We start from the raw sequence: 22,848 nt of genomic DNA, 5'->3' as shown, positions 1-22,848 counted from the left end.
TATTTGTTTATTTAAAGCAATTTAACCAGTTTTTTGCCATGAGGTCTGCTCCAGCAGCCGAAGTATGTACCCCATCGGTCGTCCAATAATCTCCAGGAGCTCGTTTGCAGGCGGTATCGAAGATACTTTGATAAGGAAGAAATACTGCTTTATACTCTTTTGCAATATCAGAGGCTACTTCTTGATAGTGTGCGAATTCAGGAAACCAGCTGTCGTCGACATGCTTTACGTTTTTAACCGCAAAGGGTTCAGCGATAATTAACCTGAGCTGTGGAAAGCGTTCTAGCGTTGTATCCAGTAGTTTTTGATACTGTTCTTTATAGAGTTGGGCTGTACCGGAATAGTTTCCACTTCTTTTGTGCCAATAATCATTTACTCCAACAAGAATACTTAATACGGAAGGAGCGAGGTCGATACAATCGGCTTGCCAACGGTCCTGTAGTTGGGGTACTTTATGACCACTGATTCCTCTATTGTATATTTTAAGGTTCTTTTCGGCATATTTGTTCAGCATGGCACTAGCGGCAAGCATCGCATAACCTCTGCCTAATGCTTGAATGTCATTGGGCAAGAGGTTGTCTTTGGCTCTACCATTGTCTGTAATGGAGTCGCCTTGAAACAAAATAATGTCGTTTTGCTTGATCTCCAATTTATTCTTGGTGGCGAGCGGTGCTGCCTTTGAGACTTGATTGGCCAGTACGGTAGCGCCTAAAGCCAGTACCGAACTTTTGATAAATGTTCTTCTGTTGTTCATGTATTATAGGTTTAGTATTCTAAAACTACAAAAAATATAACAGCTTTTCAGAATGATCCATCAAATTAACGCTTTACTACCGGATATCAGTCATTAACAATATTTGTTTAGCGCAGTCCTAATGACTTGGCAAGCTTCCAGAATCTCGGTCGTCGAAATGGTCAATGGAGGAGCTATCCGCAATGCTGTTTCACAATGAAGGTACCAGTCGATCATGACGCCGTTTTCAGCACAGTATTTACTGATATTGTAGACTTGATCAAAATTGTCAACCTGTAGACACATCATCAGGCCAAGTCCTCGTATTTCTTTAACGTGCGGATGGTTCAGTTCTTTTCGGAATAAAGCCGCCTTTTCTGCGACTCCTTCGATTAGTTTTTCCTCTAAGATAGTTTCCAGAGATGCTAAGGCTGCTGCACAGCTTACGGGATGGCCTCCAAAAGTGGTGATATGACCGAGCATAGGATTGGCTTTGATGACATCCATTATTTCTTTAGAAGCGACAAATGCACCTAATGGCATGCCTCCGCCTATACCTTTGGCAAGCATCAATATATCAGGGATGATGCCGAAATGTTCGAAAGCAAATAGTGAACCTGTGCGTCCAAACCCTGTTTGTATTTCGTCAAAGATCAATAAGGTTCCAGTGTCTGTACATTTTTGGCGTAACGCCTGCATGTAAGCTACATCCGGGACACGTACACCGGCCTCACCTTGTATGGCTTCGACAATTACGGCTGCTGTAGCTGTCGTGATATGAAACAGGTCATCGTGATCATTGAACGTGATGAAATCAATCTCGGGCAATAATGGAGCATATGCTTCTTGATAGGCGGGATTGCCAATCAAGCTTAACGCGCCTTGGGTACTGCCATGGTAGGCTTTTTTTGCGGCAATGATCTGCCTACGACCCGTAAATTTTTTGGCTACCTTCATGGATCCTTCTACAGCTTCGGCCCCTGAATTGGTCAGGTAGACAGATTGAAAGAAAGGAGGAAGTTGTTCTAGTAGTTTGGTCGCAAACTGAACCTGGGGCGCTTGAACAAATTCGCCATACACAGTCACGTGCATATATTTGTCCAATTGTTCTTTTATGGCAGCAATCACTCTAGGGTGGCGATGTCCAATATTGCTTACGTTGAATCCTGAAACCAGGTCTAGGTATCTTTGCCCTTGTGGGCCGTATAAATAAGAGCCTTCAGCTCTTTCGACTTCTATCAGACGGGGACTTTCTGATGTTTGAGCCGTGTTTTTTAAGAATAACTCTCTATTACTGATCATATACGAAATTAAAAAGTAAAAACTAAAAAGTAAAAAAATAGTGGTAAGAAACTCGAAGCTTAATACAGCAATAAGACAAAGGGAACAATAAAAACAGAAGCCACTCTTGTGAGAAGTGGCTTCTGGCTTACTTTTATTACTTATGGTATTACTCGGCGGTAATCAAAAAGTAGTTCTTTTTACCTTTCTGGACTACCAGGTATTTGCCATTTATTAACTGTTCTGCGCTTATCGTTTGTTCGATATCACTAAGCTTTTCCTTATTTAAGGATACACCACCGCCAGTCAGCATCTTTTTGGCCTCGCCTTTGGAAGCGAAGACAGAAGCTTTAACAGCTAGAAGATCCAGGATATTGATTCCTTCTGTTAATTCATCTTTGCTGATTGTAAATTGTGGTACACCATCAAAGACGTCCAATACAGCTTCATGTTCTAAGTTTGCTAAAAACTCTAGAGAACCATTGCCAAATAAGAACTCAGAAGTCTTAACAGCTGTCTCGTAAGCTTCTAGAGAATGGGTACGGATGGTAATATCTTTGGCCAAAGCTTTCTGAACAGTACGTAGATGTGGAGCTGTATCATGCTCTGCAATGATGGCATCCAATTCTTCCTTGCTCTTAAGCGTGAAAATCTTGATCCAGCTTTTGGCATCATCGTCTGTTGCATTTAACCAGAACTGATAATATTTGAACGGTGACGTTTTCTTCGCGTCCAACCATACCGCTCCGGATTCCGTTTTACCAAACTTCTGCCCATCGGATTTTTTGATCAACTGTGTCGTTACAGCAAATGCAGTTCCTTGGTCTTGGCGTCTGATCATTTCTGATCCTGTGACGATGTTTCCCCATTGATCTGACCCACCCATTTGTACTTTACAGTTGTGGTGTTTCCAAAGATAATAGAAATCGTATCCTTGGATTAATTGGTACGTAAACTCTGTGAATGATAGTCCGTTATCGCCTTCTAAGCGTTTCTTTACCGAATCTTTGGACATCATATAGTTAACAGTAATTAACTTACCCACATCACGAATAAAATCCAAGAAACTGAAATCTTTGAACCAATCGTAGTTGTTTACCATTTTAGCATCGTTGTCACCATCGCCAAAATTTAAAAACTTTGATAACTGATTCTTTAGGGCAGCAACATTGTGGTTTAATGTAGCCTCATCTAATAGATTTCGTTCTGCCGACTTGAAAGAAGGGTCTCCAATCATCCCGGTAGCACCACCCACTAGGGCTACAGGTTTATGGCCAGCATTCTGAAAATGGATTAATGTCATGATCTGGGTCAAATGACCGACATGTAAAGAATCGCCAGTCGGGTCGAAACCGATATATCCAGATACTTTCTCTTTGTTAAGTAAGTCTTCGGTACCGGGCATAATATCTTGAAGCATGCCTCTCCAACGTAATTCTTCTACAAAATTCATAAGTGTTGTGTTTGATTTTCATTTTTCTTATGGAATATCCTGTTTTGGATATTTCATAATGATATGATTATTTATTAGGAGCGTTTTCGATTCATATGATATATATGAATTCATTTCACTCGGTTTAACTTTTTTATTATAAGATTGCAAAGATAAGATATTAAGCTGTATATTACGATAATTTAAGAGATACTCCTGTCGTGAATTTTTTATCGCACTACTATTTTGAGCGTTATGCTATAGAGCCTGAAAGGGTTCTAGGGGGGCTTTTGCCGGATCTTCTAAAGAATGTGGATAAGAAATATGCTTTTCAGATCCATAAATATGGTGATGTCTTAAGGAGTACTCCTAAGGCGCAGTCTATAACGGAGGGGTGGCTTAGACATGTAGAGATAGACCGCTTATTCCATAGCTCAGATTTCTTTTATAAGCATACACATCAGTTGAGGTTGGTTCTTGAAGATGATATTGCTGATTTACCGGTAAGGGCCTCGTTTCTGGCGCATATCGGATTAGAGCTATTGTTGGATCATGAGCTGATAGTACACAGCCTATTAAACGTGGGAAGACTTTATGAGTATCTAGATCAGGTAGATAGGAAGGCGGTAACTGCCTATCTCCAAAATTTAGGACATGTTGATATCGATCGTTTTTTTATTTTTTATGACCGATTTGTCAGTTCTAGATATATCTTTGATTATGCTAAAATAGAGAACCTTCCGCATGCGCTGTTTAATATATGTAAGCGCATATGGGATTTTGAAGCCACTATGACGCATATTGAAGTATTGGGGAATAGGCTTGACGAATATAAACAGACACAGTTGCAGGACTTTTTTGAAATCTATAGCGACTTAAGTCAAAAGCTAGAGTGAGGTACGGTACAGTGAGCCAATGCTTTTAGCTTATTGTAAACTTTAAAATATGATATATCCTTTTGGCAGAAACTGCACAAAAGAAAAGGAATACAGTTTGGATTCGGCGGCTGGCGGATGGACAATTAAAAATTAAACCGAGCTTGCGAGCTCATGAAATAATTATACATATATGAAAAATCAACTTTTCAGAAAGAAAAGTGTTGACCAAATTCTAATCGACTCTAAAACCCATGGCTCAGGGCTAGCAAAAATTTTGGGTGTTAGGGATTTAGTGTCTCTAGGTATTGCAGCAATTGTAGGTGCTGGTATTTTTAGTACCATTGGACTGGCTGCTTATAATGGTGGTCCAGCAGTATCACTTTTATTTGTCTTTGTAGCTTTCGCCTGTGTGTTTACTGCACTGTCTTATGCCCAGTTTGCCAGTACGGTTCCGGTTTCAGGGTCGGCATATACCTATGCTTATGTCGCTTTTGGGGAGTTGTTTGCGTGGATTATTGGATGGGCATTGGTCTTGGAGTATGCCGTGTCGAATATGGTGGTCGCTATCTCGTGGTCACAATATTTTGTTTCGATGTGTGAGGGATTTGGTATTTATATTCCAAAGTGGCTGACCATGGCGCCAGGATATGCACTCGAAGCACACGAAAAGATGCTGCTCGTTGGTGCAGATAAACTATCTGGAATAGATAAAATTGCACTTGAAGCGTATAACACAGCTCCAAAGATTGGCGATTTACCAATTGTTTTTGATTTGCCAGCGGGTTTAATTACGGTATTGGTGACATGGCTGGTTTACATTGGGATAAAAGAATCGCAACGCGCCAGTAATATCATGGTCATGATTAAGATAGGGATAATCATAGCGGTCATCATAGGTGGAGCATTTTTCATCAAACCGGAGAACTGGACACCATTCGCTCCGAATGGAATGGGAGGAGTCTTGAGTGGTATTGCCGCGGTATTCTTTGCGTTTATCGGTTTTGATTCGATCTCTACTACAGCTGAGGAGTGTAAAGATCCACAACGGGATTTGCCGAAAGCTATGATCTATTGTTTGATTATATGTGCGGTGTTATACGTACTGATTACATTGGTGTTGACAGGGATGGTCAATTATACGGATTTAAACGTAAAAGACCCTTTGGCGTATGTGTTTCAATATGTTGGGTTTGATCATATGGCTGGTATAATCTCTGTTACTTCTGTAATCGCTATTACAAGTGCCTTGTTAGTTTTTCAATTGGCACAGCCTCGGATATGGATGACGATGAGTAGAGACGGATTGTTGTGGAAGAAGTTTGCTACAATCCATCCTAAATATAAAACACCTTCTTTTGCTACATTGGTGACAGGAGTGGTTGTGGCAGTACCGGCACTGTTTTTTAAGATGGACTTTTTTGTAGATCTTACCTCTGTAGGGACATTTTTTGCATTTATCCTAGTATGTGGAGGGGTGTTGTATATGGATAAAACAGGCCTGTCGAAGAAATCAAAATTTAAGGTCCCTTATATCAATGGCAAGTATCTTGTGGGTATTGGACTTATTGCTACTGCTATATTGATGTTTATTTATGGAAAGGAGAGCCTTCAGGAATGGCAGACACTAGGTACGAAAGATGTAATCATACACAAGTCGCTGGTAGTTGTATTTTGGGGAACTTGGTTGGTAATGAGTGTGATGAGTTTTAAGCATAATTTTTCATTGCTTCCTGTTATAGGTATTTTGGTCAACCTCTACCTTATGAGTGAGCTCGGTGCTAGCAATTGGATTATTTTTATCATTTGGTTGGCAATCGGTCTCCTGATCTATTTTATGTACGGGTACAAACACTCTAAGTTGAATAAGGACGCTCAGTAAGAAGCATAAAAAAGAAAACCGTAAAAGTGTAAAATTGTGAAGAGTTTATTACTTTACAATTTTACCTATTTACGGTTTTACGTTTTAATTAATTGCTTTTTATTTCAATCTTCTCAATTTAATGTTTTCGGTGTTCGGGATGTTTAGAGGAACGCGTTCCAAGGTCACGAAACTACTATCTAATCCAAATCCTTTTTCTTCGCTTAGACTGAAGTGTTTTAATATTTTGTAGATTTCCATAATGATGCGATCTCCCCAACTTAGATCGCTGGTTCTAGAGAATACTTTCTCAAGAACAACAAAGTTAAAGTCTCCCGTTATTTTATGTTCTTTTAAGGTGTCGTATTGACTCGTGATATCGACTTCACCTTTATTGACCATATCTTCAACTACTTTACGGAATAACAAGCTTATTTTTTGTTCTTCTCTAAAGCCGAGTTTGAAATCAATACGGATTAATTTTCCTGGAATGAGTTGTTTGACGGTATAGTCCCGGGCATGTGGAGTATCCATAACATCGACATGTACCAGCCAGTACACATCTGCCCGTTTTGGTTTCTTGTTAATGAGTGAATAAATAATCTTTGTTTCTATCTCTTCGATATTATTGGCACTGGTCAAGTAGACCAGTTGTGATGCGAAGGTAGGAACTGATTTGTCTTCACTGAGTTTTGATATAATAGGGAAGTACTTTTTGATATCATCAAAGCGTACATATCTATTTTTTATTTTCCGCGCATTGTACCAGGCAAACATCACCGTGAATATACTGAATGCAAGGATCAAGGTCAACCATCCACCGTGTGCAATCTTAACCCCATTGCCCATTAGGAAGCCAATCTCGATAGTGAAGTAGACGATGGCAAAAAGAATGATCCATATTTTATTAACCCGCTTACGGATCATAAAGAATATTACGAGTATGGTTGTAGAAAGGAATGTAAGATTAATCGCCAACCCATACGCTGCTTCCATATTGCTGGATTTTTGGAATATAGCGATTACAAGCATACAGCCTAGGAATAGGATAAGGTTGATGGAAGGAACATAAAGTTGTCCTTTTTGATCACTAGGGTATCTAATAGTCACTTTAGGCCATATGTTAAGGCGTACAGCTTCCGAAATCAAGGTATAGGATCCGGAGATCATCGCCTGACTAGCAATAACAGCGGCTATAGTAGCGATGGTAATACCATACATCAAAAACCAATCGGGCATGATAGCGTAAAAAGGATTACGTTCACCTAAAACCGACCCCTCATGCATGATAAGCCAAGCGCCTTGTCCAAAGTAATTGAGGATTAAGGTGAGTTTTACAAAAATCCAGCTGACTCGAATATTCGATTTACCACAGTGCCCCATATCAGAATATAAGGCCTCTGCTCCAGTGGTACAAAGAAAAATAGCTCCTAAAATGAATAGTGCATCGGGATAATTAATGATGGTTTCGAGTGCGTAATAAGGATTCAATGCTTTGATAACCTCTGGTGCGTAATGAATATAAGATAAGCCTAATATTCCTATGGTGCTGAACCAGACCAGCATAAGAGGCCCAAAAACCCGACCGACAATGGAGGTTCCGAAACGCTGGATAAGGAATAGTAGCGAAATGATCAAAACAACCACTGGTACCGTTGGAAAGGAAGGGTTGTGGATAGCTAATCCCTCAATAGCGGTAGATATGGTGATGGCAGGGGTAATCATACCATCGGCCAATAGGGTAGACGCTCCTATAATAGCAGGTATGATTAACCATTTTGCTTTGCGGCGAACTAGAGAGTATAAGGAGAGTATCCCTCCTTCACCTTTATTGTCGGCATTTAAGGTGATTAATACATACTTGATCGTTGTCTGCAAAGTCAAGGTCCAAAAAACACAGGAAATACTTCCAATGACCAAGTCTTTGTCGATAGTTCCTTGATTGAAAATTGCTTTGAATACGTAGAGGGGAGAAGTTCCGATATCTCCAAATATAATTCCTAAGGAGATGAGTAATCCGCCCATACTAAGGCGGTTAAGTGTGTGTTTATGGTCTGAGCCCATAGGTGTTCTTACTGTGTTACTATTAAAATATGGTGCCAATATAGAGCAAAATACTGAGGTAACGAATTTTCTTGTTAAAAATTGTTAAAAGCCTGAAAAAAAAATAAAAATGATACCTATCTAGTACTAAAAAAACTAACTTTGTATTAGGAAGTATGGGACAGATTATTTAGATTTGATTAAACCATTTCCAATTGCTTGTTGTCTAAATTAAATAATGAAATTAAATATCCGTAAATACGCAAAAATAATATGTACAGGACTGCTGCTATCAGCTACTGTATATGCTACCCATGCCCATGGGAAGAGCGTAGGATATGCAGAAAGTTATCAGCTGTTTGGCTCAGAATCTAAGGATCAAGGTACAGACAAAATGATTACTAATGTAAAAGTGATGTATAATCCAGTAGCATCGCAAATCACCACTTCTTTCAAATTGACAAAACAGAATAATGTATCCATTAAATTAATGGATGCCTTAGGCAATGAGGTGCTGAATTTGTCTAACTCTCCTCTTGATGCGGGGAATCATAACCTTTCGTTTGAAACAGAAGGTAAGGTGTCTGCAGGCTTTTATTTTGTAAGGGTCAGTTCTGGTACAGAGACTGTCGTCAAACGGATTTCTATTCGTTAGTAGTCAACCCCACACGCTAAATTTATTCTAATAAATTTTCCAGCTTGGCGCTTATAACGTTAATAGCGATTTTTTTCGTTTTATACTGTTTAAGGTCAGTGTCCGTTTTTTATAGTTGATTATCCCGCCATAGTTTACTAAAATATCTCCCCCTAAGACACCAATGATAGAGGGGAGGTTCATTTGTGTATAGGCATAGTTGATGGTTGATAAGTCCAGAACAGCAACCTCAATAGGACCGCAGACCCAATCCTGGATCTGAAACTCCGAGAGTTGCATGGTAGCACTTTTCATCTCGTTAGTCCCGAGACCTGTAGACAACAGTTCGGATGTTATGAATGTTGTTTCCGTGATTCCGGCCTGGAGTAGTGTGCTTTTATCAAATACTGTTTTGCTGGCACCTGTGTCTACAACCATTTTGTGAGCTATACCGAATACAGTTACGTCAACAATAATATGAAAGCCTTCTTCCTCTAATTGGAGAAGTCGTAAGGGAATTGTATGCATGTATGTGTTTTCAGTCAGCAACGCATAGCGTTGCTGACGTAATAAGGATTTAAGCCAAGATTAAATAAAGTTGCTGTCTTTGAGTACAGCGTTCATATTACGTACCGCTTCTGCACTTGCTTTAAAAGCAGCTTGCTCTTCGGAAGAGAGTTCTAAAGGAACAATCTTGTCCCATCCATTCTTATTGATGATCACAGGTACACCGATGTTGATGTCATGTTGTCCCATTTCACCTTCTAGATATACGGATGCAGTGAAGAGTTTATTTTCATTTAGCACAATACTTTTGACCATGGCTGCGGTCGCTGCTCCTGGAGCATACCAGGCAGAAGTACCTATTAGCGCCGTTAATGTAGCCCCACCGACCATCGTTTTCTTGACGATGTCTGCTTGTTCTTCTTCTGACAAGAACTGTGTTACAGGGATGCTATTCCAGGTTGCTTTTTGTATCAATGGAATCATTGTGGTATCACCATGCCCACCTATGACAATAGCATTTAAATCAGAAGGAGAGGCATTCAGTTTAGTTGCTAACTGGAATTTAAAACGGGCTGAGTCTAATGCTCCCCCCATACCGATTATTCTATTTTTAGGAAGACCACTCGCTTTTAGTGCCAAGTAGGTCATGGTATCCATAGGATTTGAAACGACTAGAATAATAACGTCCGGAGAATGTTTTACTAAGTTTTCAACAACGGTTTTAACAATGTTGGCGTTTGTGCCGATCAATTCTTCACGAGTCATACCAGGCTTACGTGGTATTCCTGAGGTGATCACCGCTACACTACTACCTGCTGTTTGTAGGTAATCATTAGTAACACCTTTAATTTTTGTATCAAAGCCAAGTAGTGCTGCTGTCTGCATCATGTCTTGCGCTTTGCCTTCGGCGACGCCTTCTTTGATATCTAATAATACGACCTCTTCCGCAAAATTGGCTCTTGCAATGTTATCGGCTGTAGTAGCGCCTACGGCTCCGGCCCCTATAATTGTTACTTTCATCGGTTTTCAAGTTTAGAATATCTGATTACTAAATCTACTTAATATTACTCGTTTAACAAAGCGGACTAGCAAAAAAAGCAATAGATTGCTCTGGCAAGTAGGCTAAAAAGGATAGCCTATCGCCAGGTTGAATATCAAGTTTTCTCGTCTCCATTTAGAACTCTTTAGATCGATATCTTTAAATACCCAACGGTCTCCTTTAGGAAGATAAGGGATTCTAAATGGCATAGCAAAATCTGTACGTATAATGAGGAAATCAAAATCAAATCGGAGGCCTGCTCCACCACCAACAGCGAGTTCGGTTATAAAATCTTTAGATAGTTGTCCTCCAGGTTTATTACTGTCAGGTCTTTGCAACCACACATTCCCGGCATCTACGAAAGCAGCCCAGTGAACAAAGCCAGCAAGTTTGGACCGGTATTCCGTGTTCAATTCTAGTTTGTAATCTCCGGTTTGGTCAGCAAAGAAGTTGTTGGCTCCTATGTTTTCTGGTGCTGATGAACCAGGACCAACTGCTCTAGCCCGGAAGGCCCGTAGTCCGTTTGGACCGCCACTATAATATTGTTTGAGGTAGGGAAGAGAGTAAGAGTTGCCATAGGAGTAGCTGGTTCCTATCATAAGTCGAGATGCCAGCTGGGAATTTTTTCCTAGTTTCATATAATGCCTGAAGTCTCCTTCTACACGGACAAACTGACTGTAAACCGTTCCAAATAATGTGCGTGTCTCGTCATTTTTGTAACTCGCCCCCTGAATTAAACCTAGTACGTTTCCAGACAGATTGATACCGCCTTTAAAATAGAAGGTATGTTTGAGACTCTGATCCATCGAATTGGTAAAGGTATAATTGTAGTTTGGTCCGAACGAAAATTGCGGGTCAACTATACGTTTTAATGTGGGAACTGTATCCATCTGCGCCTGATAATCTGCTGATATATTACGAGGTTGTACGTAGATGATTTCAGCTAAAGTAAGATCATGTTGCTTTTGATCGTTTTCCTTCCACATATAACCATAGCTTAAGGTAGAAGAGTTAAGGACATAGGCGGTTCGTCTATTCAAAAATTCGTATCCTACTTTGAGATAGGTTTTGGGAATAAAACGTTTCGAAGGAGCCCATTTATAGGGAGATAATAGTCGAGGCCAAGTGATCCCCAACTCGGCACCGTATCTGTAGTAAGCGGAGTTAAGATTGACTTTTCCTCCGGTCTGTGTTTCATATCCTCCAAATACATTGAGTGTCACAGTTTCTGCCCCTTTGAAAGCGTTGCGTAGTGACCAGGTCACGTTTGCTTCAGACCCATTGTATACAGTAGCGGTCTTGGCTAAGATTTCAAAGCGTAAAGATCGTTTTGGAAGCGGTGTGAGGTAATAGTATACATCAAGGGTATTGGCAGAATCTGGACTGTTTTCAAAGTTGTTTTTAACAAATTTGAATGTATTCAGGTTTACCAAATGATTGATGGTCTGATTGTGGTCATATCTGTTGTATAATTCGCCCTTTTCAAAGAAAATGTGATTGGCTAATACTTTCTTTCGGAAAGTATTCTGCGGATCTATGAAGTGTATGTTTTTGTTGTACAGTTCCATATTACGCGAATTTCTGCGGGTGTAGCCCTGCGATCCTAAGGTATAATTGGGATATACGTAGATATTGCCTATACGTTGAGGTTCTTTGGCCTGTTTGGTCGTTTCGGGCTTTATCGTTGTGTACATGTTTACCTTATGATTGCCTATGGTACTATCGACTTCGACGAGAATGTTGTCTGGATTGAAATAATAATAGCCTTTGTTTTTTAATACATTGTCGATCCGTTCCCGCTCACTGATAATAACGTCAAGACTATAGTTTGAACCTACTTTAAGAAGAGATTCGTCCTTTACAGAGAGGATGTCTTTACCAATATGGGACGTAGAGTCGATGCTGTAGCTTAGTGAGTTGATGCGGTATATCTTTCTAGGTACTGCAGTGTAAAGGACACTAGCGTATTTTCCCTTTATGATAGTATCTGAACTTACCGTAGCATTGAAAAAACCAATGTTTTCCATGCGGTTGCGTAGAAGGTTTTCGTTGTATTCTCGGTTTACGTCACTTAATAATACAGGGGCTTCACCTTGTTTCTTAAGAAACTTTCGAACAAGGTTCTTACTAGTATCATAGCCTCCGCCCATATTCCAGAATAGCAGTTTCCAAGGTACTCCCAATGCTTTTTTATTGGGTTTGGGCATAAGTAAAGACCCGAGATTCTCTTCAAAAGCGAGCTTCCGTTGCGGGTTAATAGCGGTGTCTAATTTGAGTTCGACCTCTCCTCCCGTATATAGTTTTTCTCCCTCGGCAATATACTTGGTCGAACTACAGGAAAATAGAACTGTAATAAATAGTGTAAATGCGATTATTGACCTGATTCTATTTTTCATTTTGTCTCCTTTCCTCCTCCTCATTGCGGATAGCAGAAAGTGGCTTTTTAACTTCTGCACCTTGGTGTGTACTGTCTTTTTTATTCTTGATCGAGTCTTGTGTTTGCTGTAGTTTTTCTTGGGCTTCGCGCTCTTGCATCCGCTTGCGGAACTCTGGGCTGTGTAGTATCAAACTGTCTCTGATGATGGTACGAACACTATCTCGGTAGATGGAGTCCGTCTCCATACGATCTACATTAAACCGTTTTCTGAAATTACTATTGTCTGAGTTATAATACTGTTCCAGTGCTTTTGAACTCATAAACAGTTCTCTGAACCTATTGTAGCTCATGTTAATGATAAAACCGATACCAGTCTCTACAAACTGTCCTTGTAGGGTGGCTTGGTATTGGTTTTTGCGATATACCCTAGCGAAATAACGTCCATCTTTCGATAATTGATAGTCTATAGAGATATCGCCTGCGATATTATTCGGTTTTTCTCCTGGACGGGTATTACCTTCCACCTCAAAGTTTGATCCGACAGTGATTTTTAATCTGTCGTCAAATAGCATTTTGGATATCCCTACTGCAAGGTCTGTGCGGTTTTGACCGGAACCTGTAAGGTAGTCCTGCTCAGACTGTAAGTTGAAATCCAGTTCGACCCCTTTTATCAAATCTGAAGCGAGGTTGTTCAGTTGACTAGATAAGAATGAGCTCACTGAGCTACGCGCCATACCTTCTACGCCACCGCCCCCCGATAAACTTTCGAATGGATTGGATGACATAAAACGTCCCATAATAATCAATGAGAATACTTGTTTGTTTAATTCGGCAGGGTCATCGCGTAAAGATGCGAGACCAATATTTACCTTGGACACTACATCCTGAGAGACGATTGCATTATTTTCGTCCAGATCAATGTCAAATCGGATATCAGGTTTGAATAATTCGCCTGATAGGATCAGCTTGACGTTGAAAGGCACCCGTTGTTTGTATAGATTCTGGCTCTCTGTACCGATTTGGTTGCTAACCAGCTCTAGCGTTGGGAAACGGCCCTTATAAACTGCTGTAATATCCATCCGCGCATCCAACGGATCTCCATTCCAAGTAATAGTGCTGCCTTTTTCAAAATCAAATTCTTTTTTAATAGGTCCGAAATTGAAAGAATAGTTTCCTTTCTCCACAGTAAATGTGCCGGACATCGTTATTTTTTCACTCGCGTCGATGGCGGTATTCAATTCGGCAATACCCTGTATGTTCAGTGCATCTTGGGAACCTTCATCTATGATGACTTTAAACTTAGCCTCACGGTCTGTACTGAGATTGAGGGCGAGATCCATCCCCGACAATTTAGTGGCAGTTGTCATAGAGTCTAGCCTAGCAAATATATTGGCCTTTGCAGTGTCGCTTTTATCCACAAATTTGACTACACCATCACGTTCCGCAATTCCCGGATTCTCATTCGGGACGATAAAAACAAAGTCGGTGTTCTCATTCGCTTTGACATCACCATCAATAACAGGTTTATTTAAATCACCAGATATGCGAATATTTGAGGTAATATTCAATTTGCCATAGAATAGGTCATTGTCTTCTCTCGTGGAGTTTACGGCCGCAAAATTCTTGGTCGTTAGATTGAGGTTGAAGTCAAAGTCGGTATAGTTCTTTGTTAATATGCTACCGTTTAATTTGGCTTGGTTGCCTCTGAGGTCATTCAGTGCGAACTGTTTGAAGTTGATCCCTTGGTTGTTGAAAGTGATTTTTTGCTTGTCCATCAACAAATCAGCATTTAACATAGAGACATTCATTCTTGCCTTGTTAAAGGTCAAGTCACCCGAAATCTTCGGAGCATCGAAGTTGCCGCCAATCTGAAGCAAACCATTGAGGTCACCTTCGCTATTTTTTAAATAGCCCATACTAAAGGCTTCTATAGTTTTTATTTTTAAGGGTTTCAATTCTAGGGAAGCATTAAAGCTAGCTTCTCCGGTAGGAGGTGCTATGTATTCTCCTAATAACTGTACATCGTTTCCGTTTTCTGTAATCTTAACATCAGCGGAATAGGTGTTTTCTTTGAGGTTGTCTACCTTCACTAAGATATTACCAACGGTATCCTGTCCAAAATAGAATTTTTTAATTTCCAGATCGGAAACAAATACAGGGTTGCTGGATAAACGGGAGACTGTAGCGGCACCATTGATCCCCCCTCCAAAGTTAAGTACATCAGATTCGAGCATACTGGAGAAAGTCTCTATCCTAAAGTTGTTGAAGGTGAGATCGATAGGGGAATTGAATGTGCTGTCTTGTGATTGTATACTAAAATCTTGTCCTTTGTAGCTTAGTTTAAAATCTTGGGCACGGATACCGTCTTTACCAAAGCTAAGCTGATTGCTTGGGTTGATATTCCACTTGTCGTAATTTAGCATGAGACCATCTTCAAATAGACTAAGCATATAATTACTCTCGTCTACACTCATTTTTGCGCCAAGGTGATAGCGGTCCTTTTGTGCTTTATCTTTTATCCATAGTCCAAAATCCAAATTGTTCTCAATGATTTTACCACTGAGTACCGTATTGTTCAATTCGATATTATTGACTTTGATTTTGTTGATTAATGTGGAGTAGTACATGGTACTATCTACGGTGATAATGTCTAAGCCTACGTCTTTGACCTCAATACCATCGTATATGAGGGTAGGGGCTATTAACTTAGCCATTATACTCTTTTGTTGACTATTGAAGGTGCCATCGAGAGAAATATCGTCCATTCTTTCGAGACCTGGTAAAAAGTCCCTAAGGAATCTGGAGTTATTCAATGTGGCTGAAAATTCGAAATTCTGATTTTCATATTTCAAAGGGGTAGGAGGCTCGTTTTTTGGATTGTAATATATTTTTGCAACATCCTGTAGCGAGGCGGCTAGCTCGGTCAGTTTGTATTTGCCAACCAAGTGGGCTTTTAGAAATTCGGACTTGAGAACTAATGCGTTTCGGTTGGTGTCGGCAAGAGCGGTCACCGATATGGTATCTAGCGCATAGCGGGAGTCATTATAGGCAATAGAAGAATGGGAGACAATTAAATCTCCGTTTAAGTGGTTGATATCAGCTGTCGTTAAATCTAGGTTTACCTTGCCATGATAGCGGAAGTCATCCTTCATTAGCTTTAGGTTTTTGAGATTGACGGAGTCGATCATCAATTCGGCTTTTACCGCTGGATAGGCTCCGCGCATATCTGCAGCCATGTCCAGATTAAATTTGACATTAGGGTCAATGGAATTGATATTGCCAGCGATATCTCCATTTTGTGCGGTTAGATCGAGTAATATGTCATGGTATTGATAGCCCATTGCATCTAGGCGATTGACTGTTCCGCTCATCGATGCACGCATTGTCTTGGGGTCGAGGCCCTGACCTTTTACTTGCGCATCTATAGAAACTATACCCAATGTAGAATCTTGCTCTAGTAGATGGCCAATGTTGAAATCAGAAATGGACAAGGTGGCATCGTAGGTGGTGTCTCTTCCTGCCATGTTGAGGTAACCATTGACCGTCGCATTTCCCTTTTCGGTGAGTAAGCTCATGTTGGTGTCAAAACCTTTCATGCCGCCTTTAAATGTGCCAGATAAGGATATGGAATTGGGGAACTGAAAAGCCATATCTTTAGGAAGCATCGACTTTGCGATAAGTCTGTCTAGATCTTTTTTGCTTGTTGTTAACTTCTTAAGATTGAGGTTTATAAAAAGCTTATCCGTATCGGGTAGGCCTTTGATATCTGCGCTCGCAATAATATTGGTGTTGTCGAGCGTGCGGAAGTTGAGCGAAGGGATATGAAGATCATTGAGCTTGCCAACTATATGTCCGTCTAGAAAGAAACGCTTTGTCAAGAGTGGCTGCATAACATCCATTTGCTCGAGGTCTGGGACAAAGAAGCGGATGTCGGACATATCGATCTGCGTTTTTTTGACTTTGGCGTCGATAGATAAAAGTCCCGGGTTCTTAGCTACGGCATCGAGTGAAGGGTAAGTAATTTTAAAATAATCCCGTATGATCGTGTTTGGAGTTTCTGCAAGTAGATTTTCTATGGTGGCACCGGTATTGGTGTAGGTGAAGTCTGCTTTCAACTTCTTGAGATAAAATCCAGAATGATCTTTTGCTGTTAGGTTCAGTAATGAACCACTTATCGAATCTGCTGAATAGTGAAGCTCATCCAATGCACCCGCTAAATTTGTTATTTTGATATTGAAATAGTCAAAACCCTGCATTCGAGCTTGGTTGTCGTCCCGGAATGCAAAATTTGTTTTGTCAATGACGACTTTATCGGTAGTCACGACCCAGTTTACGCTGCTAGTATCAGATGTGGTACTTGTCTTTTTGGTTGTCTTTCCAAAGGTGACGTAAGAGTCCGATTGGTCTAAGATCAGTTCACGGAGGCGTACCACTTCTTTATTCAGGTCGATCAGGTCCACATTGGCGGATAAATTTTTGATATCAAACTTGGTGTCCATTGCAGAGGAAACGTCTTGATAACGTACAAAAATGTCTTTCAACTTAATGAATTCGGTGCCGATATTAGGAAGTAGTGCAGTAGTATTGGCACTACTGTCGGTGATGCCAAAATCTTCGGGACTGGGCTTGGTGCTTTCTGTGCTAGGTGCCCACTGTTTGACGTAGGCGGTGAGTCCCTCCAAGTTGATTTTTGGCATGTCGAACGTCATGTTGTCTTTCAGATCAAATGTTTTGATACGGGTATCAAAATGATTTAGCCAAATATCTGCTGAGGTACCTATCATATCGTCTTTGTAGGCAAAGCGTATACGGTCGAAGTTTACCTTGTCAATATTGAATAGGAGGGCTGAGGCGGTGTCTGGTGCCGTAGGAGTGCTTTCTTTTTCGGAAGTGAACGCTTTGAGTATATAGTCAAAGTTAAAACTACCATCTGGTGCCGAACGTGTAATCTTGGCAGTAATCCCTTCCAAATCTATTTCTTGAATCTCAATAGTGTTTTTCAATATTTTTAACATATTGATATCTACCATTAGCTTTTCTCCAGAAAGGAGGGTATCCTGGCTTTGGTCTTCAAAATAAATGTTTTCCAGTACTAGTTTTTTAGGAAAAGTAATGTTGACATAACCAATGTTCACCGGTGTACCTATTTTGGTTTCTAGGTAATGCGCTACCTTGCCCGCGATATAATTCTGAACGGATGGTAGACGAATTAAGAATATAACCAATAGGACTAAGGCGATTACGGAGCCAAAAATCCATAAAAAAATGCGTAATAAAACGCGCGTAAATTTATTCAAACCAATGATGTGTATTAATTGCCAAGCCTCTAATAATAACGTAAAAATAAGGTAAATGTTTACTAAAATGTAATTTTTATGGTCGAAACTCGATAAAACTGGGGCTGATGTAAAGAATTCCTAAATGTTTCCAAATTATGGTGCCATTATTGTGTTGTCAGTCGAAAGGAGAAGCTGATTTATCAATAGACGTTGGGGGCAAAAAATATTGTTATCTTTAATAGGTTTATGAAGGTACTTATAATTGAAGACGAAGTAGAGCTACTTCGAAGTATTCAGGATTTTCTAGAACGGGAGCATTTTCTTGTTGAAAGTGCCGATAACTACGAGCAGGGGATGGATAAAATATTGAATTATCCTTACGATATTGTATTGTTGGATATTATGTTGCCTGGGGGAAATGGATTGGATTTGTTACGGTTGTTGAAACAGAAGAATGTAAATCAATCCGTACTCATACTATCAGCAAAGGACTCTGTCGATGATAAGGTGTTGGGGTTGGAGATCGGCGCAGACGATTATTTGGCGAAGCCTTTTCATTTTGCAGAGCTTTTGGCAAGGATCAAATCTATTGTACGTAGGAATACGCAACATGGGGATACTATTATTCAGTATCAAAATGTATCGCTGGATATGGACAATCGTATTGTCAAAGTGGATGGACAGGAGTTGCAGCTCAATCGCAAAGAGTTTGATGTGCTTTACTATTTTTTGTTAAGGCCCAATAAGCTATTGGAAAAAACAACGCTGGCAGAAACGGTATGGGGAGATCATGCAGACCAAGCGGATAATCTTGATTTCATTTATTCTCAAATTAAGAACCTACGGAAGAAACTTAAAGATGCCAAAGCAAAGTTGGATATACAAGCAGTGTACGGTGTAGGCTATAAATTAGTGTGATGGCGGTTTCTGTAAAATACTATACCAATCGATTTATTGTCATCACGATACTCATTGTGATGGCGGTATGGGCATTGCTCTTCTATGCCATATTAATGGATGAAGTGTATGATAATATCGATGATGGGCTGAAGAATCAAAAAATTGAAATTATCAGGGAGGCTTATAATAGCCCCGAAATTTTAGAAAACACAAAAGAGTTTGGAATCAATCAATTCCGGATTCTGCCTGTAGAACACGCTGCGGAGGATCTGGATAAGAATCGGTTTTCGAAGGAATTTATCTATATGCCTTATGATGATGAGGATGAACCTTACAGAGTACTACGGACTGGCTTCTACAGTAAGGAAGGCAAGCCTTATTCGCTGGAGATACGGACTTCGACGGTAGAGGAGGATGATTATCTGATTAATTTAGCAATCTCGCTGGCGGTATTGTATGTTGTGATTATACTGAGTATTCTTCTTGTTAATCATCTGGTACTGAGTCGGGCCTGGAAACCTTTTAGACAGACGTTGGATAATTTAAGCCGTTATAGATTTGGAGATACTTCGAGTTTTGAGACGGTGCCTACTAAGGTGAAAGAGTTTGAGGAACTAAATAAAGAGGTCAAGCATATGATCGATCGGAATGAAGCGGTCTTTGAAGCTCAAAAGCGTTTTTTAGAAAATGCTTCACACGAATTGCAAACACCTCTGGCTATAACAATCAATAAACTGGAACTCTTGATGGATGATGCTACCTTGACGGAATCGCAATTGGTACAGCTGTCGGAAGCGAAGGGAGCGTTGCATAGGATGGTGGGTTTAAACAGATCGTTGCTTATGTTGTCGCGTATTGATAACAACCAATATGTGGCTAGTGATTTGGTGGATTTTAGTACTGTAATCAAATCTTTGGTGGATGATCTGGAAGATATAGCTTCCTTTAAGGAGGTGAAATTTGTAGTTCAGGAAGAGCTAAAGGAGTTTCATGTCAATTTTAATAGAGATCTAGCGCATATACTATTATCGAACCTGCTGCGTAATGCCATTAAATATAATATTCCGGGTGGTGATGTGTTGGTGACAATACGTGAACATGAAATCGAAATAGCAAATGATAGCGACTCTGGAGCACTCAATCCAGATTATATCTTTGAGCGATTTTACAAAGGGAGCCAGGACAATCATTCCAATGGATTGGGACTGTCTATTGTAAGGTCGATCTTGGAACGACAGCATCAGATTAAGCTGCATTATAGGTACGAATCGGGGAAACACTGCTTTGTCCTTGAAAAAGTTTCGTGATTTTTTTCAAAACATCTTCCGATTCCCAATTGTTTCCCAAATTGGAATCGAACTTTGAGTTATAAATCAAATAAAGAAATAAGAAGATGAAAACAATGATGAAATCCTTTATGACTGTAACACTATTAGTGATGGCAGTTGTTGCTGTAGCGCAAGAAAAAATAATCACATTTACGCAATTACCAAAAAAGGCACAAGTCTTTGTGACGACTTATTATGCGGCAGATCAAGTGACCTTGGTGAAGGAGGAGAGCGAATTTCTAGCAGGTAAAAGTTATGAAGTAAAATTGAAAGACGGTGTGAAGTTGGAATTCGATTCTAAAGGAGAATGGACAGAGGTGGATGCTGAACTAAAGGCGGTTCCTTTGAAAATAGTGCCTGTGTCCATTTTAGAATATGTGAAAAAGAGTTTTCCGAACAATGAAATAGTTCAGATCTCCCGTAAATCCCGTAAGTACGAAGTTGAACTAACGAATGGTGTTGATCTTGAGTTTAATAGTAAGGGGAAATTTGTCCGTATTGATGATTAATGCCCAGTAGACGGGTAACCTGTAATATAAAAATATGATGAAAAAGTTAATATTGAAATTGACGCTTTTAATGGCAGTTGCATTTGCAGTGGTATCGTGTGATAAAGAAGAAAACATTGAGGTGGATAATCTGCCTACAGCTGCAAATACATTTTTAAATGATCATTTTAAAGAGGCAAAGATACTTTCTGTGACTCGGGAAAAGGAGCCGTTGTCTGGAACGGAATATCAAGTGCTACTGAATAATCGAATAGAAGTGAAGTTTGATAAAAATGGAAGCTGGACAGAGGTGGAAGCGCTTGATAATACGGTAGGGATACCTACTTCATTCGTATTGGCACCTATCGTGGGCTATGTGAAGGAAAACTATCCCAACGATGGTATCAATAGTATCGATAGAGAAAAACATGGATTTGATGTGGAGTTGACCAATGCGTTGGACCTAGAGTTTGACGCTGCTGGCAAGTTTATTCGAATCGATCCTTAACCAAAGAAAAATGGGACTCAAATCTGAGTCCCATTTTTTTTAGCCTTTTCGTGCCAATTCGATTTTTGTCTCCATCTCGTTGACTACTTTGTCAACATCAGCAGAACCGCCAGAAGATTCGAAACGGATAAATCCTTCTTTATCAATCACTACTTTGTGTGGGATACCAGATACGCCATATGCTGTAGTAGTCGCTTTGGTACGATCTTTCATCTCGTCAAACAGTACGTGGAAGGAGTAGTTGTTTTTGGTCATGAACTCGTTTACCAAATCTTTATAGTTTTCTTCACGCTGCCAAGTGTCAATAAACAAGAACTCAACATCTTTGTCGCTTTTATATTTGTTGACAGCAGCCTGCATGCCAGGGAAAGACATTACACAAGGTCCACACCAAGTCGCCCAAAAGTCTAGAACAACAACTTTTCCTTTGTAGTCAGATAAGGAAACTGTTTTTCCATCTCTGTTTACCAAAGTGAACTGAGGAGCTTCTTTTTTAATCATTTCTGATTTGTATTTAGAAACCATAGCTTCTTTTGCTTTTGCTTCGATAGATGCAAAATACAGGTCAAAATTCGCTTTATTGTTGTTTAGCTTATTGTACAACGGTTGCATTTCTTTAACGATGTCTGCATTTTTTCCGTTTTTAACGACAAAGTTTTCTAGGGAAAGGAAAGCATCTAGCTCTTTTCCTTGTTTTGCATAAGCTTTGGCCAATGTTATGGTATTGATCGGAGAGCTCGCCGCATATGGAGAAGATTTTATGAAGTCTTCCATCACAGTTACTGCTTTCTCTGCATTGCCTTTTTCAACTAGTGCCTGTGCATAAGAAGGGGCGATAGAACCATAAGCTCTAGCATTTCCTCCATTTTTGATTTTAGGATCGCTTGATTTGGAAGCCTCTAGTGAGCTTGCATAGATCTCTTCTAAAATAGGAAGAGCTGCGTCGTAATTATTGTCTTTGATAAGGCCCGCAGTAACTCGGCTTGCGTAGGAGGCGTAGTTAGCGCTGGATTTAAGCTGCGTGATATAGTTTTGTGCTTTAGCAGCATTATTTGCTTTAAAATAAAGGGATGCTAAAGAAGCAGCTGCTTGATCATAAATACCTCTGTCTTTTTCATCAAATGAAGCAGCAGGGAATTGTTTCAACCATGCGGTATATCCTTTTTCAACGACTTCTGCAGAAGCATTCTCATCGCCGAATACTTTTTCGTAAGCTTCGGAACGTGCTTGAAGTCCTTTAGGGAATTTTTTTAAGATTGTTTTGTTGATCGCTTCAGCTTTATCATCTTGCTCTAGGGCTCCGTATACTCTAGCTGCCATAGATACAAAGCTTTCGTTTTTGCTTTGAGACATTGCTAACGCTTCTTTTCCTAATTCTACTTTAGAAGCGTCGTCGCCTTTTTGAAACAATTCGTTTAAATGTTTCATCAAATCTTCTAGCTTGACATCCTTCTGCTTGGCCATCTGGGCCTGTACAGATGTGAATGCCATTCCTGCACTTAACAGGGCAATTGAAAAAATCTTTTTATTCATCAGTCTATAATTTTTTCTCAAATATAGTCT

At 40.0% G+C, this 22,848-nt stretch carries 16 protein-coding genes; 7 read left to right on the top strand and 9 right to left on the bottom strand.

All coding sequences use genetic code 11. The features are described 5' to 3' along the window. Positions 1-7: 7 nt before the first annotated feature. From CLV99_RS00890 to tyrS, 3 genes are all read right to left on the bottom strand, one after another. Positions 8-754 carry an SGNH/GDSL hydrolase family protein gene (locus CLV99_RS00890; RefSeq protein WP_133582606.1) on the bottom strand — a complete coding sequence of 249 codons (747 nt, stop codon included), beginning with the start codon at positions 752-754 and terminating at the stop codon, positions 8-10. Positions 755-847: 93 nt separating this feature from the next. Continuing rightward, positions 848-2,035, bottom strand: coding sequence for an aspartate aminotransferase family protein (locus CLV99_RS00885; RefSeq protein WP_133582605.1), 1,188 nt, complete (start codon positions 2,033-2,035; stop codon positions 848-850). 148 nt (positions 2,036-2,183) lie between these two features. Then, complete coding sequence (gene tyrS, locus CLV99_RS00880) at positions 2,184-3,467, bottom strand: tyrosine--tRNA ligase (protein ID WP_133582604.1); 1,284 nt, start codon at positions 3,465-3,467, stop codon at positions 2,184-2,186. A gap of 200 nt (positions 3,468-3,667) precedes the next feature. Here tyrS and CLV99_RS00875 point away from each other — a divergent pair, with 200 nt between their 5' ends. Then, positions 3,668-4,342 (top strand): hypothetical protein, encoded by a 675-nt coding sequence (locus CLV99_RS00875; protein ID WP_133582603.1) that lies wholly within the window; start codon positions 3,668-3,670, stop codon positions 4,340-4,342. Positions 4,343-4,514: 172 nt separating this feature from the next. Then, on the top strand, positions 4,515-6,203 hold the full coding sequence (locus CLV99_RS00870; protein ID WP_133582602.1) for an amino acid permease: 1,689 nt from the start codon (positions 4,515-4,517) through the stop codon (positions 6,201-6,203). A 99-nt stretch (positions 6,204-6,302) separates the two neighbouring features. Here the strand turns inward: CLV99_RS00870 and CLV99_RS00865 are convergent, their stop codons facing one another. Next, complete coding sequence (locus CLV99_RS00865; protein WP_246032673.1) at positions 6,303-8,207, bottom strand: KUP/HAK/KT family potassium transporter; 1,905 nt, start codon at positions 8,205-8,207, stop codon at positions 6,303-6,305. Positions 8,208-8,463: 256 nt separating this feature from the next. Here CLV99_RS00865 and CLV99_RS00860 point away from each other — a divergent pair, with 256 nt between their 5' ends. Then, a complete protein-coding gene (locus CLV99_RS00860) occupies positions 8,464-8,880 on the top strand; it encodes a T9SS type A sorting domain-containing protein (RefSeq protein ID WP_133582600.1) in 417 nt (138 codons plus the stop codon). A gap of 51 nt (positions 8,881-8,931) precedes the next feature. Here CLV99_RS00860 and CLV99_RS00855 read toward each other — a convergent pair whose 3' ends face one another. The 4 genes from CLV99_RS00855 to CLV99_RS00840 form a co-directional block, all read right to left on the bottom strand. Beyond that, on the bottom strand, positions 8,932-9,387 hold the full coding sequence (locus CLV99_RS00855; RefSeq protein WP_133582599.1) for a retropepsin-like aspartic protease: 456 nt from the start codon (positions 9,385-9,387) through the stop codon (positions 8,932-8,934). A gap of 60 nt (positions 9,388-9,447) precedes the next feature. Continuing rightward, entirely contained in the window at positions 9,448-10,386 is a 939-nt protein-coding gene (locus CLV99_RS00850; protein ID WP_133582598.1) for a malate dehydrogenase, read from the bottom strand. A gap of 102 nt (positions 10,387-10,488) precedes the next feature. Further along, complete coding sequence (gene tamL / locus CLV99_RS00845) at positions 10,489-12,801, bottom strand: translocation and assembly module lipoprotein TamL (protein ID WP_246032672.1); 2,313 nt, start codon at positions 12,799-12,801, stop codon at positions 10,489-10,491. After that, a complete protein-coding gene (locus CLV99_RS00840; RefSeq protein ID WP_133582596.1) occupies positions 12,791-18,079 on the bottom strand; it encodes a translocation/assembly module TamB in 5,289 nt (1,762 codons plus the stop codon). Before CLV99_RS00840 ends, tamL begins: the two co-directional genes overlap by 11 nt. Before the next feature lie 228 nt (positions 18,080-18,307). Here CLV99_RS00840 and CLV99_RS00835 point away from each other — a divergent pair, with 228 nt between their 5' ends. From CLV99_RS00835 to CLV99_RS00820, 4 genes are all read left to right on the top strand, one after another. Continuing rightward, entirely contained in the window at positions 18,308-18,979 is a 672-nt protein-coding gene (locus CLV99_RS00835; RefSeq protein WP_133582595.1) for a response regulator transcription factor, read from the top strand. Next, complete coding sequence (locus CLV99_RS00830) at positions 18,979-20,268, top strand: sensor histidine kinase (protein ID WP_133582594.1); 1,290 nt, start codon at positions 18,979-18,981, stop codon at positions 20,266-20,268. The genes CLV99_RS00835 and CLV99_RS00830 overlap by 1 nt, the downstream gene beginning before the upstream one ends. 86 nt (positions 20,269-20,354) lie before the next feature. Further along, positions 20,355-20,798, top strand: a complete 444-nt coding sequence (locus CLV99_RS00825) for a PepSY-like domain-containing protein (RefSeq protein WP_133582593.1) — start codon at positions 20,355-20,357, stop codon at positions 20,796-20,798. A gap of 34 nt (positions 20,799-20,832) precedes the next feature. Continuing rightward, positions 20,833-21,285, top strand: a complete 453-nt coding sequence (locus CLV99_RS00820; RefSeq protein ID WP_133582592.1) for a PepSY-like domain-containing protein — start codon at positions 20,833-20,835, stop codon at positions 21,283-21,285. A gap of 39 nt (positions 21,286-21,324) precedes the next feature. Here the strand turns inward: CLV99_RS00820 and CLV99_RS00815 are convergent, their stop codons facing one another. After that, complete coding sequence (locus CLV99_RS00815) at positions 21,325-22,818, bottom strand: TlpA disulfide reductase family protein (RefSeq protein WP_133582591.1); 1,494 nt, start codon at positions 22,816-22,818, stop codon at positions 21,325-21,327. Between the last annotated feature and the right edge of the window lie 30 nt (positions 22,819-22,848).

The organism is Sphingobacterium yanglingense (assembly GCF_004363245.1).
Lineage (GTDB): Bacteria > Bacteroidota > Bacteroidia > Sphingobacteriales > Sphingobacteriaceae > Sphingobacterium > Sphingobacterium yanglingense.
Note: the sequence above shows the minus strand (reverse complement) of the source record. Positions and strands in the feature narration are given on the sequence as shown.